Here is a 15,727-nt window from a genome sequence, read left to right as displayed (position 1 = left end):
GTGCGGGCGGCGCTCCCCGCGTCGCCCCCCCCCCCCCCCCCCCCCCCACCCCGCCCCCCCCCCCCCCCCCCCCCCCCCCCGCTCCTACAGGTTGGCCCCGAGCACCAGCCGCTGCCTCGCAGCGGCTTTTGTATTTTCTGAAATAACGAAGTGGAGAGCCGCATGGTTCCCGTAATCGCCCTGGTGGGCCGACCGAACGTCGGCAAGTCCACCTTGTTCAACCGCCTGACCAGGACTCGCGACGCCATTGTCGGCGACTTGTCCGGTCTGACCCGTGATCGCCAATACGGTGAGGCCAAGTGGCAAGGGCGTACCTATATTCTGGTCGACACCGGCGGCATCTCCGGTGATGAACACGGCATGGACGAAAAAATGGCCGAGCAGTCGCTGCTCGCCATCGAAGAAGCCGATGTGGTGCTGTTCCTGGTAGACGCCAAGGCCGGCTTTACCGCCGCCGACCAGATGATCGCCGAGCATTTGCGCAAGCGTAACAAGCGTTCCTACGTGGTCGCCAACAAGGTCGACAACATCGACCCGGACATGGCTCGCGCCGAGTTCGCACCGTTGGGCATGGGCCAGGCGATCCCGATCGCCGGCGCCCACGGTCGCGGCATCACCCAGATGCTGGAAATTGCCCTGGAGAGTTTCCCCAAGGACGACGCCGAAGAGCCGGAAGACGGCGAAGAAGAGATCGTTGCCGAAGGCGAGGAAGCCAAGCGCATTCCGGGCCCGAGCGAAAAAGACGGGATCAAGATCGCCATCATCGGCCGCCCGAACGTGGGCAAGTCGACCCTGGTCAACCGCATGCTCGGCGAAGACCGGGTCATCGTCTACGACCAGCCCGGCACCACCCGTGACAGCATCTACATTCCCTTCGAGCGTAATGAAGAGAAGTACACGCTGATCGACACCGCCGGTGTGCGCAAGCGCGGCAAGATCCACGAAGAAGTTGAAAAGTTCTCCGTGGTCAAGACGCTGCAGGCGATCAAAGACGCCAACGTGGTGATCTTCGTGATGGACGCCCGCGAGGGTGTGGTCGACCACGACTTGAACCTGCTGGGCTTTGCCCTGGAAGCCGGTCGTGCATTGGTCATCGCGATCAACAAGTGGGACGGCATGACGCCGAGCGAGCGCGACTTTGTGAAAGTCGAACTCCAGCGTCGGCTGTTCTTCGTCGACTTCGCCGACATCCACTTCATCTCGGCCTTGCACGGCACGGGCGTGGGCAACCTCTACGCTTCGGTGCAGAACTCGTTCAAGTCGGCGGTCACCCGCTGGCCGACCAACCGCCTGACCCAGATCCTCGAAGATGCGGTCGGCGAGCACGCGCCACCGATGGTCAACAACCGTCGGATCAAGCTGCGCTACGCCCACTTGGGCGGTGCCAACCCGCCGATTATCGTGATCCACGGTAACCAGATCGAGAAGGTGCCCAAGTCGTACGTTCGCTACCTGGAGAACACTTACCGTCGTGTCCTGAAGCTGGTCGGCACGCCGATCCGCATCGAGTTCAAGGGCGGCGAGAACCCGTACGAAGGCAACAAGAACACGCTCACCGACCGCCAGGTCAACAAGAAGCGCCGCTTGATGTCGCACCACAAGAAGGCCGACAAGAAGCGCCGCGACAAGCGCTGAATCAGGACCGCTTTTGTGGCGAGGGAGCTTGCTCCCGCTGGGCTGCGCAGCAGCCCCAAAGATGTACCTGCCACCGCAGTGCATCAGATGAAACACAGGGGCTGCTTCGCAGCCCAGCGGGAGCAAGCTCCCTCGCCACAGAGTTTTCCTGCGATTCGGTGACAAGAAAAGGGTGCCCTTGGCGGCACCCTTTTTCATGCCCGGCGATTGGGCTATCCTCGAGCTCTCCCGCGCCGTGCCAGAGCCGGGTGCAGAGCAGGGACCCTCCATGATCACCAGCAAGTTGCCGAACGTCGGCATCACGATTTTCACCCAGATGTCCCAGCTCGCCGCGCAGACGGGCGCGTTGAACCTGTCCCAGGGGTTTCCCGATTTCGATGGTCCGCAGGCCTTGCGCGACGCGGTCGGTCGGCACATCGCCCAAGGCCACAACCAATATTCACCCATGACCGGCCTGCCGGCGCTGCGCCAGCAGATCGCAGCGAAGATCGCCCGCAGCTACGGCGCCAGTGTCGATGCCGACCTGGAAGTCACCGTGACCCCTGGCGCGACCCAGGCGATTTTCTGTGCCATCGCAGCGGTGGTCCACAGCGGTGACGAAGTGATCGTCTTCGACCCCAGCTACGACAGTTACGAGCCTTCCGTGCAATTGGCTGGTGGGCGTTGCGTGCATGTGCCATTGGGCCTGGATGACTTCGCCATCGACTTCGAGAAACTCGGCGAAGCCTTGAGCCCGCGCACGCGCATGATCATCCTCAATTCGCCGCACAACCCTAGCGGCGCCCTGATCAGCCGCGCCGAACTGGATCAATTGGCGGCGCTGATTCGCGACCGCGACATCTATCTGGTCAGCGACGAGGTTTATGAGCACTTGGTGTTCGACGGCGTCGCCCATGCCAGTGTCCTGGCCCATGAAGAGCTGTACCGCCGTGCCTTCGTCGTCAGTTCGTTCGGCAAGACCTACCACGTCACCGGCTGGAAAACCGGCTACGTGGTGGCGCCAGCGGCGCTGACCGCGGAGCTGCGCAAGGTGCACCAGTACGTCAGCTTCTGCGGCGTGACGCCGTTGCAGTACGCCCTGGCTGACTTCATGGCCGAGCATCCGGAACACGTCGACGAACTGCCGGACTTCTACCAGGCCAAGCGTGACCTGTTCTGCGATCTGCTGGCCCCGTCGCGGTTCAGTTTCAAGCGCGTGACCGGCACGTATTTTCAACTGGTGGATTACTCCCAGATTCGCCCGGACCTGAATGACGTCGACATGGCGCTGTGGATGACCCGCGAACACGGCGTGGCGACCATTCCGATCTCGGTCTTCTACCAGGACCCACCGCAAGGCCAGCGCCTGGTGCGCCTGTGCTTTGCCAAACGCGAGGAGACGCTGCGCGAAGCGGCGGAAAAACTATGCGTGATTTGAGCGCGTTGCCGGACCTCGACATTGCCCTGGTCCAGACCACCTTGGCCTGGCATGACCGCGAGGCCAACCTGGAACATTTCGAAGCACTGCTCGAACAGGCGCGCGGGGCTGACCTGATCATCCTCCCGGAAATGTTCACCACCGGTTTCTCCATGGAGTCCGAGACCCTGGCGGAGCCTGAACACGGGCCCACCAGCCGTTGGCTCAAGGAGCAGGCGGCGAAACTGGACGCGGTGATCACCGGTAGCGTGATCATCCAGGCCGGCGACGGCAGCCATCGCAATCGCTTGCTGTGGGCGCGGCCGGACGGTGAAGTGCTGCATTACGACAAGCGCCATCTGTTCCGCATGGCCGGCGAGCATAACCACTACACACCGGGTGACCAGCAGGTGCTGTTCGAGCTCCAGGGCTGGCGGATCCGGCCGTTGATCTGCTACGACCTGCGCTTCCCGGCGTGGAGCCGTGATGCCGAGGACACCGACCTGCTGTTGTACACCGCCAACTGGCCCGGGGCGCGGCGACAGCACTGGAATCGGCTGTTGCCGGCCCGGGCGATCGAAAACCTGTGCTACGTGGCGGCGGTCAACCGTGTGGGCACCGATGGCAAGGGCTTCGCCTACACCGGGGACAGCCAGGTACTGGATTTCCAGGGGGAGAGCTTGCTCAGCGCTGGCGAAGCCGATGGCGTGTTCAGGGTGTGTTTGAAGGCGGCGGATCTGGCCGCGTATCGCACGCGGTTTCCGGCGAACCTGGATGCCGATCGCTTCGAATTCATTTATTGAAACGATTCAGCCTCAAGGAAAGGTGTTGCGTGCCGATAACGGGTCAGCCAAGGAGGAGTCCCTATGACCAGTATCAGCGCAACCACCGTTAACCCTTATCCATTGTCGGCCCCAAAGGTCTCCATCCGCGGGGCTGAAGAAGAGAAAGCAGTCAGCCCAGTGGCATCGACTGACAGCAGCGAAGACAAAGACAAGAAACTGGCAGTCGACACCAGCGGCGCGAATATCGCTGGTGCGGGTGGCAGCAGCGGCACCGGCGATGTCATCGAGCAACTGAAGAAGCAGATCGAACAGACCCAGAAGTTGCTGGCCGAGCAGCAAGCCCAGCTAGCCCGCGTGCAAAAAAGCCGGGCCGATGAAGAGCAGAAAGCCCAGGAAACCATGGCGATCCAGACCCAGATCATGGCGACCCAGGCGACTTTGCAAACCTTGCAGGCCGCGCTGTTGCAGGCGATGACTATTTCGATCGATACCCATGCCTGACATTTTGGTTGTCTGACAGGCCGCCATCGCGAGCAAGCTCGCTCCCACAAGGGAATTGAGGCGGACACAGATACCAATGTGGGAGCGAGCTTGCTCGCGATGAGGCCCTGACAGGCCGCACAAAACCATCAGCCAAACAAAAAAGGCCCTGAGGTTCACACCCCAGGGCCTTTTTGCATTTCAGCCTTGGATCAAGCCGCCTTGGCCTCTGGCTGGCTCAGCGAACGGTTCAGCGCACTGAACAGCGCCTTGAAGCTCGCGGTGGTGATGTTCTCATCGATGCCCACACCATGCACCGCACGCTCGCCGTTGACTCGCAGTTCGATGTACGCCGCCGCCTTGGCGTTGGTGCCGGCGCCGATGGCGTGTTCGTTGTAGTCCATGATCTCCACCGGAATCGGCAGGCCAGCCACCAGTGCTTCCAGGGCGCCGTTGCCTCGGCCGCGCCAGTGCAGGTTGGTCTCGCCCTGGCCCTTGCTCGCCACTTCCACTTCCACGGCGCTGTTGCCGTTTTCTTCCTGCAGGCGATGGCTGACCAGGGCGTACGGGGTGTTGGCTTGCAGGTATTCACGCTGCAGCAGGGCGTGGATCTGCTGGGCGGTCATTTCCAGGCCCAGGCGATCGGTTTCGCGCTGCACCACCTGGCTGAACTCGATCTGCATGCGACGGGGCAGGCTGATGCCGTATTCCTGCTCCAGCAGGTAGGCGATGCCGCCCTTGCCCGACTGGCTGTTCACACGAATCACTGCCTCGTAGCTGCGGCCGATATCGGCCGGGTCGATTGGCAGGTACGGCACTTCCCACAGGGTGTCCGATTTCTGCTGGGCAAAACCTTTGCGGATCGCATCCTGGTGCGAGCCCGAGAACGCGGTGTGAACCAGGTCGCCGACGTACGGATGACGCGGGTGCACCGGGATCTGGTTGCATTCCTCGACCACTTTGCGCACGCCGTCGATGTCGGAGAAGTCCAGCCCGGGGTTGATGCCCTGGGTGTAGAGGTTCAGCGCCACGGTTACCAGGTCGACGTTGCCGGTGCGTTCGCCGTTGCCGAACAGGCAGCCTTCGACACGGTCGGCGCCGGCCATCAGGCCCAGCTCGGTAGCGGCCACGCCGGTGCCACGGTCGTTGTGGGTGTGCAGGCTGATGAGCACGCTGTCACGACGGGTGATGTTGCGGTGGAACCACTCGATCTGGTCGGCGTAGATGTTCGGGGTGGCGACTTCCACGGTGGCCGGCAGGTTGAGGATCACCTTGCGCTCCGGAGTCGGGTTCCACACTTCGATCACGGCGTCGCAGACTTCCTTGGCGAATTCCAGCTCGGTGGCGCTGAAAGTCTCTGGCGAATACTCGAACTGCCACTGGGTTTCCGGCTGCTGGGCGGCGTATTTGACGAACAGCTTGGCTGCGTTCACCGCGATTTCCTTCACGCCTTCCTTGTCCTGGTTGAACACGATGCGGCGGAACGACGGGCAGGTGGCGTTGTACAGGTGGACGATGGCTTTTTTCGCGCCACGCAGGGATTCGAACGTGCGGGCGATCAGGTCTTCACGGGCCTGGGTCAGCACCTGGATGGTGGTGTCGTCCGGGATGTGGCCTTCCTCGATGAGGGTGCGCACGAAATCGAAGTCGGTCTGCGACGCGGCCGGGAACGACGCTTCGATTTCCTTCACGCCCACCGCGACCAGGGTTTTCCAGAAGCGCAGCTTCTTGACCGCGTCCATCGGCTCGATCAGCGACTGGTTGCCGTCGCGCAGGTCGGAGCTGCACCAGATCGGCGCGGCGGTGATGGTCTTCGACGGCCAGGTGCGATCCGGCAGGTTGATGGTCGGGAAGGCGCGGTATTTCGAAGACGGGTCTTTGAGCATGCTCATGGGCGGAATCCTTATTGTCGTGGCCGGAAAAAGGCGGCCTGCCGGTGGTTCGAATGGGGGTGGCTCTACAGCCGGGACGAGGTGCCGCGATTCAGCCCGGCAGTCGTGCGCTGACGAGGCACAGGCTGCGGTGCTGGCGAAGCTGGATGAGGGTGTGAGAGGTTTTCATGTCCTCAACCCTAACCGCGTGAGGGGCGGATCGCAAGCAGTCGGAAAAAATTGAGAGAAGTTCTGCTTTTAGGCGGGTTTGCGAGATTTAATCGCGCATGTGTCAGGTATGAATGTCAGAAATTGCGTCGATGTTTTGAGCTTGGCAATTCGTGGGATAGTGGTGATGCGGCTGTCGTCATCGCGAGCAGGCTCGCTCCCACAGGGATCTCTGGTGGTTGCAGATGTTATGTTCACTAGAGATCCCAATGTGGGAGCGAGCCTGCTCGCGATGAGGCCAGTAGCCCCACCGCAAATACTCAGGGTTGAAAAGCACCGATAAAAATCGCCGGATCCACCCGCGCATCATTCAAGCTGATGTTCCAGTGCATGTGCGGCCCGGTCGCCCGGCCGGTGGCGCCGACCTTGCCCACCACAGTGCCCCGGGCCAGTTGCTGGCCAACCTTCACGTCGATCTTCGACATGTGGCAGAACATGCTGATGAAGCCCTGGCCATGGTCGACGAATACGGTGTTGCCATTGAAGAAGTAATTGCCGGTGAGGATCACCTTGCCGGCGGCCGGGGTCTTGATCGGCGTGCCGGCGGGCACGGCGAAGTCCAGGCCGGCGTGGGGGTTGCGTTCTTCGCCGTTGAAGAAACGGCGCACGCCGAACTTGCTCGACAGCGGACCGTTGACCGGTTTGTCCAGCAACAGGTTGCTGGGGATGTTCGGGCTGAAGCTGCGGTAAGCCTTCAGTTGCACCGCCAGCTCGGCGTCGATGCGCTTGAGATCCGCCGGGTTCGGATTGACCTGGCGCTTGTTCTTCAGGGTGATGTGCTGCTCGGGGTACTTCTTGTAGCCGACCACGAACGGTTGGGTCGTGCCGGCGCTGCTGATCTGCTGGGTGCCGGGCTGGACCGTCAGCGGTATGCCGACAATCGCCAGCCAGTTCTGTTGTTCCTTGACCACCAGCACCGGTTTGCCCTGGTAAGTGGCTTTTGGTGCCTGGGCCGCGCTGCCTAGGTCCACCACGGCCACACCGCCGGGCACCGGCTTGTTCAGCAAGCGGGTGATGTAACTGTCAGCGTGGGCGTTGACGGTCAGGCACAGCAGGAACAAGGGGGCGAGATATCGCGGCATGAATCAATCCAGTAAAGAAAGGGTGACCGGCGTCAGGTGATTGTCTTCGACCCGCACCAGCAGTTCGCCTTCGCCGAGCTTGGCGGTCAGGCGTTGGCCGGTCTGGGTTTGCCCGGCGCTGCGGATCGCATGGCCGCGTTCGTCGAGCAGGATGCTGTAGCCGCGACCGAGGGTCGCCAGGGGGCTGACGATGTGCAGCGTCTGCATCTGGTTGTGCAATTGCACGCGTCGCGTCTTGAGCCCTTCGCGCATGGCCCGGGGCAGGCGTTCGGCGAGGCTGTCCAGGCGCTGGCGCAACATCGCCAGTTGGCGCCCCGGATGCTGCCCGGCCAGGCGGGTTTCCAGGCGGATCAGCCGTTCGCGGCGAGTATTGAGGCTGCGTTCGAAGGCCCGGCGCATGCGCATGTCCAGGTCGTCGAGGCGCTGGGCCTGCTGGCGCAGGCGTTCACCGGGATGGCGCAAGCGCCGGGTAAGACCCTCGAGGCGCAGTTGATCGCGCATCAGCCGGTCGCGCATGCGCATCACCAGCCGGCGATGCAGGCTTTCGACCCGGCGCACCAGGTCGCCGGCATCCGGCGCCAGCAGTTCGGCGGCGGCGGACGGGGTCGGGGCGCGGACGTCAGCGACGAAGTCACTGATGGAGACATCGGTTTCATGGCCCACGGCGCTGACGATCGGCGTGACGCAGGCGTCCACCGCCCGGGCCACGGCTTCTTCGTTGAAGCACCACAAGTCTTCCAGCGAACCGCCGCCCCGGGCCAGGATCAGCGCATCGAAACCGCGGGCATCGGCCAGTTTCAGGGCGCGGACGATTTGCGCGGTAGCTTCGCGGCCTTGCACGGCGGTGGGAATCAAGGTCAGGGATATCTGCGGCGCGCGGCGGCGGAACACGCTGATGATGTCGCGGATCACCGCGCCGGTAGGCGAGCTGATGATGCCGATGCGTTGCGGATGGGCTGGCAGCGGCACCTTGCGCTCGGCACTGAACAGGCCTTCGGCGCTGAGCTTTTCCTTCAGGGCATCGAAGGCCAGACGCAGGGCGCCATCGCCGGCCGGCTCCACGGTGTCGAGGATCAATTGATAGTCGCCACGGCCCTCGAACAGCGAAACCTTGCCGCGCACTTTCACCGCCAAGCCGTCTTTCAGAGCCTGGCGCACCCGTGCGGCGTTCTGTCGGAACAGCGCGCAACGCACCTGGGCGCCGCTGTCCTTGAGGGTGAAGTACACGTGGCCGGAGGCGGGGCGGGCAAGGTTGGAGATCTCGCCCTCGACCCAGATGTTGCTGAACACGTCTTCGAGCAACACCCGCGCGCGGCCGTTGAGCTGGCTGACAGTCAGGACTTCGCGGTCCAGGCCCAGTCGGGCAAAGGGATCTTTAATCATGGGCGGCATGATAAGGGGATTCGTTGGTGAATCTCCATGTGTGAAAACAAATCCTCCTGTGCGCTTTCTGTCAGACCGAGTCGTCCCCTTCGCGAGCAAGCCCGCTCCCACAGGTACAGCATCAACCTTCAGATCGCTGATTTCTCCCTGTGGGAGCGGGCTTGCTCGCGAAGGCGATAGGTCAGTCACCACAAATACTGGATCTGCCCCGACACATCTGGCTAAAGTCCCCGCTCTCCTCATCAAGGAAGTGCCGGATGAATCTTCTCCCATGGTTGGGCCAGTGGGCATTTGCCCCGATGGAATGGCTGGTGATCGCCTCGGCCATTGTCCTGGCCTACATCGTGTTCGGCATCGCCGGGTTTGGCACGGCGCTGGTGGCGGCGCCGATCCTGCTGTTGTTCATGCCCCTGTCGAAAATCGTCCCGCTGCTGGTCTTGCTCGATTTTGTCGCGGCTTTCGGCAATTTGTTGCCCTCGCGTCGGGACGTGTCCCGGCCGGAACTGCTGCGGTTGCTGCCGTGCATGGCGCTGGGTTGCACTCTCGGGGTGATTTTCCTGCTCAACCTCAAGTCCGACTTGTTGCTGTTGTTGATGGGGCTGTTCATCTGCGCTTATGCCATCTACAGCCTGTTGATAAAGACCCGGCCGACGCAGCTGTCTTCGTCGTGGGCGTTTCCAATGGGCACCGTGGGCGGGATGTTCGGGGCGTTGTTTGGCAGTGGCGGCTTTTTGTATGCCATCTACCTCAACAGTCGCCTGCCCAAGGACTCGGCCCGTGCCACGCAAAGTGCCTTGATCAGTTGCAGCACCGTGGTGCGCTTGAGCTTGTTTATCATCGCCGGGGTGTATGCCGAGCTACCCTTGTTGGTACTGGCGCTGTGTTTGTTGCCGGCCATGGCGCTGGGGTTGTGGGTGGGCCGTCGCTTGACCATGAGGTTGTCGCGCGAAGCGTTCGTGCGACTGGTCACCTGGCTGGTGCTCGCCAGCGGTATCGCCTTGATCGGGCGTTACCTGAGTGCTTGACCTGGCCCAGCCAGGGATTAAGCTGCCGGCCCTTTATAAGAACCGCCAGGGAAACCTCCAGGCCTCGCCATGAATTCGCAAAGCATCATCGTCCCGAAAATTTCCACTTTGCCGGTCCACGAGCCTCGGGCCCGGGCAATCGTGCGCTGGCTGGTGCGCAAGAATATCGTCGAAGAACAACTGACCACCTGCGGGCGTACCGGCAATCGCATGGCCCACGCCATCGCCCCCGGTGCCCGTGACGTGGTGCTGCATCCCGACGCACTGCCGTTCGGCGAGCCGGTCAATGGCCTGGAGATCATCACCAAGCGCTGCATCTATACGCCGGCCAAGGGCTTTCTTGAGGAGGCCGGTTGCGCCGAGTGTCGCCGGGAGATTGGCGAAGCGCTGTTCGAAAGCCTGGAAGACTGGATGCCAGGGCGCACCGACAACTTCACCTGTCCCGAGTGCGGTCATGAAGATGACATCAATGGCTTTCTGTTCCTGCAGCCGTGCGGCTTTTCCAACCTGGGGTTCATCTTCAATAACTGGCTGGAGGCGGGGTTCAAGCAGGAATTCCTCGATGAATTCGCCGATTGGCTGGATCAGCCGGTGAGTTGGGTGAGGGTGGAGTTGTAATGTGAGGAAGCATGCAATCCCTGTGGCGAGGGAGCTTGCTCCCGCAGGGCTGCGAAGCGGCCCCAAGATGTCTGCGGCCGCTGCGCGACCGAGCGGGAGCAAGCTCCCTCGCCACGGGGTCGGTGTATGACCGGAGCGCAGTGATCAGCCCCGTCAATCACCCCGCCAATAATAGACAGAGTTTTACATTGAGCCAGACGGGGTGCATGAGTATAATGGCGCGCTTCCATTTTCCCGCTCGGGAGCCCCCGCGATGCTGCGTATCAGCCAAGAAGCTCTGACCTTCGACGACATTCTCCTAGTGCCCGGTTATTCCGAGGTACTGCCTAACGAAGTCAGTCTCAAAACCCGTCTCACCCGTGGCATCGAACTGAATATCCCCCTGGTTTCCGCTGCCATGGACACCGTGACCGAAGCCCGTCTGGCCATTGCCATGGCCCAGGAAGGCGGTATCGGTATCATCCACAAGAACATGACCATCGAACAGCAGGCCGCCGAAGTGCGCAAGGTCAAGCGGTTCGAGGCTGGCGTGGTCAAGGATCCGATCACCATCGAGGCTGACGCCACGGTCCGGGATCTGTTCGAACTGACCCGCATGCACAACATCTCCGGCGTTCCGGTGCTGCACGATGGCGACCTGGTCGGCATCGTCACCTCCCGCGACGTGCGTTTCGAGAACCGCCTGGATGCTTCCGTCCGCCAAGTGATGACGCCTAAAGAGCGCCTGGTCACGGTCAAGGAAGGCACCAGCAAGGACGACGTCCGCGAGTTGCTGCACAAGCACCGCATCGAGCGCGTGCTGATCGTCGATGACAAATTCGCCCTCAAGGGCATGATGACCGTCAACGACATCGAAAAAGCCAAGGCCTACCCGCTGGCGAGCAAGGACGACCAGGGTCGTCTGCGCGTCGGCGCCGCCGTCGGCACCGGCAAGGACACCGGTGACCGCGTCGCCGCCTTGGTCAATGCCGGCGTTGACGTGGTGGTGGTCGACACCGCCCATGGTCACTCCAAAGGCGTGATCGACCGCGTTCGCTGGGTCAAGCAGAACTTCCCTGACGTGCAGGTGATCGGTGGCAACATCGCCACCGGCGCAGCCGCCAAGGCCCTGGCCGACGCCGGCGCCGACGCCGTCAAGGTCGGTATCGGCCCTGGCTCGATCTGCACCACCCGCATCGTCGCAGGTGTCGGCGTGCCGCAGATCAGCGCCATCGCCAACGTCGCCGCTGCCCTTGAAGGCACTGGCGTGCCGTTGATCGCCGACGGCGGTATCCGTTTCTCCGGTGACCTGTCCAAGGCCATCGTTGCCGGTGCCTACTGCGTGATGATGGGTTCGATGTTCGCCGGTACCGAAGAAGCGCCGGGCGAGATCGAGCTGTTCCAGGGCCGTAGCTACAAGGCTTATCGCGGCATGGGTTCGCTGGGCGCCATGTCCCAGGCCCAGGGCTCTTCCGACCGTTACTTCCAGGACTCCTCCGCGGGTGCCGAGAAGCTGGTGCCGGAAGGTATCGAAGGTCGTGTGCCATACAAAGGCACCCTGAGCGCCATCATCCATCAACTGATGGGCGGCCTGCGTTCTTCCATGGGCTACACCGGCAGCGCCGACATCGAAGAGATGCGCACCAAGCCGGAATTCGTGCGCATCACCGGCGCCGGCATGGCCGAGTCCCATGTCCACGACGTGCAGATCACCAAGGAAGCGCCGAACTACCGTGTAGGTTAAGGCTTCCAGCAAAACGTTAATCACCGGGGCTGTTCATTCAGCCCCGAGTTGTTTCTGATTCACTACATGAGAATGAGTCATGGCCCTCGACATTCACGCTCACCGCATCCTGATCCTCGACTTCGGTTCCCAGTACACCCAACTGATCGCCCGCCGCGTGCGTGAGATCGGCGTGTACTGCGAGCTGCATCCGTTCGACATGGATGACGAAGCGATTCGCGAATTCGCTCCGAAAGGCGTCATCCTCGCCGGCGGCCCCGAGTCCGTGCACGAAGCCGACAGCCCGCGCTGCCCGCAAGCCGTGTTCGACCTGGGCGTGCCGGTCTTCGGTATCTGCTACGGCATGCAGACCATGGCTGAACAGCTGGGCGGCAAGGTCGAAGGTTCGGACCTGCGTGAGTTCGGTTACGCCCGCGTCGACGTGGTCGGCAAGAGCCGCCTGTTGGACGGTATCGAGGACCACGTCGACGCCGATGGCCTGTTCGGCCTGGACGTGTGGATGAGCCACGGTGACAAGGTCACCAAGATGCCGGAAGACTTCCACATCCTGGCCAGCACCCCGAGCTGCCCGATTGCCGGCATGTTCAACGATGACCGCCGCTACTACGGCGTGCAGTTCCACCCTGAAGTGACCCACACCAAGCAGGGCGGCCGGATCCTGTCGCGTTTTATCCTCGACATCTGCGGGTGCGAAGCCCTGTGGACCCCGTCGAAGATCGCTGAAGACGCCATCGCCCAGGTCCGCGCCCAGGTCGGCACCGACAACGTGCTGCTGGGCCTGTCCGGCGGCGTTGACTCCTCGGTGGTTGCCGCGCTGCTGCACAAGGCCATCGGCGACCAGCTGACCTGCGTGTTCGTCGACAACGGCCTGCTGCGCCTGCACGAAGGCGAGCAAGTGATGGCCATGTTCGCCGAGAACATGGGCGTCAAGGTGATCCGCGCCAACGCCGAAGAGCAGTTCCTGAACAACCTGGCCGGCGAGTCCGACCCGGAGAAGAAACGCAAGATCATCGGCCGCACCTTCATCGACGTGTTCGATGCCGAATCCTGCAAGCTGGACAACATCAAGTACCTGGCCCAGGGCACCATCTACCCCGACGTGATCGAGTCGGCCGGCGCCAAGAGCGGCAAGGCCCACGTGATCAAGTCCCACCACAACGTCGGTGGCCTGCCGGAAGAGATGAACCTCAAGCTGGTCGAGCCGCTGCGCGAACTGTTCAAGGACGAAGTGCGTCGCCTCGGCCTGGAACTGGGCCTGCCGTACGACATGGTCTACCGCCACCCATTCCCGGGCCCGGGCCTGGGCGTGCGGATCCTCGGTGAAGTGAAGAAGGAATACGCCGACCTGCTGCGTCGCGCCGACCACATCTTCATCGAAGAACTGCGCAAGGCCGACTGGTACCACAAGGTCAGCCAGGCGTTCGTGGTGTTCCAGCCGGTGAAATCGGTGGGCGTGGTCGGCGATGGCCGTCGCTACGCCTGGGTCGTCGCCCTGCGCGCCGTGGAAACCATCGACTTCATGACCGCGCGCTGGGCACACCTGCCGTACGAGCTGCTGGAGACTGTTTCCGGGCGGATCATCAATGAAATCGAAGGCATTTCTCGCGTGACGTATGACGTGTCGAGCAAGCCACCGGCGACGATTGAGTGGGAGTGATGGGGCGTCCGGCGCTGACCGGTAGCCTCTAGCAAGGAACACCCTGAAGCCCGCTTGATTGCGGGCTTTTGGCGCTTTGGGGTTCGGCACCTCCTTGTAGTCGGTCCGCGCCAGCACGCGGTCGGCTTCCAGATACTTCAGTTGCTGGATCAGCACTTTGTCACTGACGTGATGAGACTTGAAAGGCTCGCGTCATTGCCAGCCAAACACGCAACCGTGGCGAGGGAGCTTGCTCCCGCTGGGGTGCGAAGCGCCCCCAATTCAAGCGGGTAGGATCAACCTGACACACCGCGATGAGGGGTTGGGGCTGCTGTGCATCCCAGCGGGAGCAAGCTCCCTCGCCACAGGGATAGAGGCGGTTCCAAGCGGTCTGCGCCCATCCATGCCAAATTTCCTATTGTTGTCCCTGGCTTGCCCACGCTTGTCCTTCGCTCCCTGTTAGGGAATGTCGCCTGGCGGTTCAGTCACCTTTCGCTACGATTCCCCGCCTCATCGGGCACCGAGAAGTGCTTATCATCGGCCGGCGAAGCCCCGCGGGAATTTCGCCGGCATGCCTCGCGAAACGCTGTCGCATAACGATGCTGAGGAACAGAACAATGGAATATACCTTTACCTTGAAATACCAGCTTGCTGAAGATAACCGTGACCCGTATGGACTGGTCGAGCGATTGGGTGAAGCTGGCTGCGACGATGCGCTGGTAGGCATTGGTCGGTCTGGGCGGCTGGCGCTTGAATTCACTCGCGATGCTCCAGATGCAGCCAAGGCAGTGCTTAGCGCTCTGGGCGACGTCCGCCGCGCGGTGCCGTCGGCCAAACTGATTCATTCATGATGCAGTGGGCAACCCACGTCGGGAACTACTGAAGCACGCCCTGGCCGCCACTCAGGCGGCCACCGCCGATTTCACCGCCGCGCCACATCCGAAAAATAAAACTTATCCAGCGTATGCCGCGATTCGGTGTACTCGAACTGCCGGCCGTCCTGGAGAAAGGTCTGGTTACTCACCACGATGACATGGCTTTGGCCTTCGAGGTCCAAGTGCTGCTGGTCGTCCTTGCCGCAGCGGACCGCTTCGATGGTGCGCTGGGCGTAGGCGATTTGCAGTTGCAGGGTCTGTTCGATGAAAGCGTAGATCGACTGCACGGCGATGTCGCGGGTCAGGCCGGGGATCACGTCGCTGACGAAGTGGTTGATGTCCAGGATCACGCGCTTGCCGTCGATTCGCCGGACCCGCTTGATGCAGGTGACCTGGCTGCCGGCGGGGGCCTTGATGTGCTCGAGCAGCGCGCCTTCCAACGGTAACTGGCTGAACTCGACCACTTCGGTACTGACGTCATTGCCCAGGCGCGGGTAGGTCTCCTGGAAACTGACGATGCCGCCGAGCTGGAATTCGATGGGCTGGGTGGACAGCACGAAGGTGCCCTTGCCATGGATCTTCTGGGCGAAGCCGCGCTCCTGGAGTTGCTCGATGGCCTTGCGCACCGTGCCACGACTGGCCTGATAGCTGTCCATCAATTCGGTTTCGGAGGGCAGGCGGGCGCCTCGCTCCAGGCGTTCGGTGGTAATGCTGGTCAGCAGATCGTTGTAGATCTGGTTGTATTTGCTCATGGGGGGGCTCTGTACCGCGCTGTTCACCGGGGCGGAACCTTACGGGCCAAGTGGGGGATTTGTCCATTCAGCTGTCACCGTTTGACCACAGGAGCGTAGGACGTTTCCGGGACAGTCGGGGGCTCATCATAAACAAAAACATAACTCGTCTGTACGAGTTGTTGATTTAACTCGTACAGACGAGTACTTTCTCTTCCACGTGCTGTCGACTCTCAATAACAAGAATGACGCGGAAGAA

General features: G+C 62.1%; 12 protein-coding genes and 2 pseudogenes. 9 read left to right on the top strand and 5 right to left on the bottom strand.

The features are described from left to right. Positions 1 to 162: 162 nt before the first annotated feature. The 4 genes from der to ACIPQ1_RS10240 all read left to right on the top strand — a co-directional run bounded on the left by der (position 163) and on the right by ACIPQ1_RS10240 (position 4,317). Positions 163 to 1,635, top strand: a complete 1,473-nt coding sequence (der, locus tag ACIPQ1_RS10255; RefSeq protein ID WP_003185121.1) for a ribosome biogenesis GTPase Der — start codon at positions 163 to 165, stop codon at positions 1,633 to 1,635. Between the two features lie 268 nt (positions 1,636 to 1,903). Further along, positions 1,904 to 3,052 carry a pyridoxal phosphate-dependent aminotransferase gene (locus ACIPQ1_RS10250; RefSeq protein WP_186705405.1) on the top strand — a complete coding sequence of 383 codons (1,149 nt, stop codon included), beginning with the start codon at positions 1,904 to 1,906 and terminating at the stop codon, positions 3,050 to 3,052. Further along, positions 3,040 to 3,834 (top strand): amidohydrolase, encoded by a 795-nt coding sequence (locus tag ACIPQ1_RS10245; protein ID WP_411386551.1) that lies wholly within the window; start codon positions 3,040 to 3,042, stop codon positions 3,832 to 3,834. Before ACIPQ1_RS10250 ends, ACIPQ1_RS10245 begins: the two co-directional genes overlap by 13 nt. A 63-nt stretch (positions 3,835 to 3,897) precedes the next feature. Next, a complete protein-coding gene (locus ACIPQ1_RS10240; protein WP_207966513.1) occupies positions 3,898 to 4,317 on the top strand; it encodes a hypothetical protein in 420 nt (139 codons plus the stop codon). Between the two features lie 191 nt (positions 4,318 to 4,508). Here ACIPQ1_RS10240 and leuA read toward each other — a convergent pair whose 3' ends face one another. The 3 genes from leuA to xseA all read right to left on the bottom strand — a co-directional run bounded on the left by leuA (position 4,509) and on the right by xseA (position 8,860). Beyond that, positions 4,509 to 6,188: a 2-isopropylmalate synthase gene (leuA, locus tag ACIPQ1_RS10235; protein ID WP_250964525.1), complete on the bottom strand. Its 1,680-nt coding sequence runs from the start codon at positions 6,186 to 6,188 to the stop codon at positions 4,509 to 4,511. 467 nt (positions 6,189 to 6,655) lie between these two features. After that, positions 6,656 to 7,477 (bottom strand): peptidoglycan DD-metalloendopeptidase family protein, encoded by an 822-nt coding sequence (locus ACIPQ1_RS10230; RefSeq protein ID WP_186705409.1) that lies wholly within the window; start codon positions 7,475 to 7,477, stop codon positions 6,656 to 6,658. 3 nt (positions 7,478 to 7,480) lie between these two features. After that, complete coding sequence (gene xseA / locus ACIPQ1_RS10225; RefSeq protein ID WP_030139579.1) at positions 7,481 to 8,860, bottom strand: exodeoxyribonuclease VII large subunit; 1,380 nt, start codon at positions 8,858 to 8,860, stop codon at positions 7,481 to 7,483. Between the two features lie 257 nt (positions 8,861 to 9,117). Here xseA and ACIPQ1_RS10220 point away from each other — a divergent pair, with 257 nt between their 5' ends. From ACIPQ1_RS10220 to guaA, 4 genes are all read left to right on the top strand, one after another. Beyond that, positions 9,118 to 9,885, top strand: coding sequence for a sulfite exporter TauE/SafE family protein (locus tag ACIPQ1_RS10220; RefSeq protein ID WP_446534038.1), 768 nt, complete (start codon positions 9,118 to 9,120; stop codon positions 9,883 to 9,885). 69 nt (positions 9,886 to 9,954) lie between these two features. Continuing rightward, positions 9,955 to 10,503 carry a sugar ABC transporter ATPase gene (locus ACIPQ1_RS10215; RefSeq protein WP_446534037.1) on the top strand — a complete coding sequence of 183 codons (549 nt, stop codon included), beginning with the start codon at positions 9,955 to 9,957 and terminating at the stop codon, positions 10,501 to 10,503. Positions 10,504 to 10,756: 253 nt separating this feature from the next. Then, positions 10,757 to 12,226 carry an IMP dehydrogenase gene (gene guaB / locus ACIPQ1_RS10210; RefSeq protein WP_186705413.1) on the top strand — a complete coding sequence of 490 codons (1,470 nt, stop codon included), beginning with the start codon at positions 10,757 to 10,759 and terminating at the stop codon, positions 12,224 to 12,226. Positions 12,227 to 12,305: 79 nt separating this feature from the next. Beyond that, entirely contained in the window at positions 12,306 to 13,883 is a 1,578-nt protein-coding gene (gene guaA / locus ACIPQ1_RS10205) for a glutamine-hydrolyzing GMP synthase (protein ID WP_045155136.1), read from the top strand. Between the two features lie 84 nt (positions 13,884 to 13,967). On the opposite strand, the pseudogene ACIPQ1_RS10200 reads toward guaA, so the two are convergent. Further along, positions 13,968 to 14,051 (bottom strand): annotated as a pseudogene (locus ACIPQ1_RS10200) (winged helix-turn-helix transcriptional regulator); the annotation flags it as partial. Between the two features lie 428 nt (positions 14,052 to 14,479). Between ACIPQ1_RS10200 and ACIPQ1_RS10195 the strand changes: the two are divergent. After that, positions 14,480 to 14,704: pseudogene (locus ACIPQ1_RS10195) on the top strand (DNA-binding protein); the annotation flags it as partial. An 80-nt stretch (positions 14,705 to 14,784) separates the two neighbouring features. On the opposite strand, the gene treR reads toward ACIPQ1_RS10195, so the two are convergent. Then, positions 14,785 to 15,489 carry a trehalose operon repressor gene (gene treR / locus ACIPQ1_RS10190; RefSeq protein ID WP_411386556.1) on the bottom strand — a complete coding sequence of 235 codons (705 nt, stop codon included), beginning with the start codon at positions 15,487 to 15,489 and terminating at the stop codon, positions 14,785 to 14,787. Positions 15,490 to 15,727: the final 238 nt, after the last annotated feature.

The organism is Pseudomonas sp. LARHCG127, from assembly GCF_052871455.1.
The sequence above is the reverse complement of the archived record's forward strand: the minus strand, read 5'-3'. Positions and strand labels throughout refer to the sequence as shown.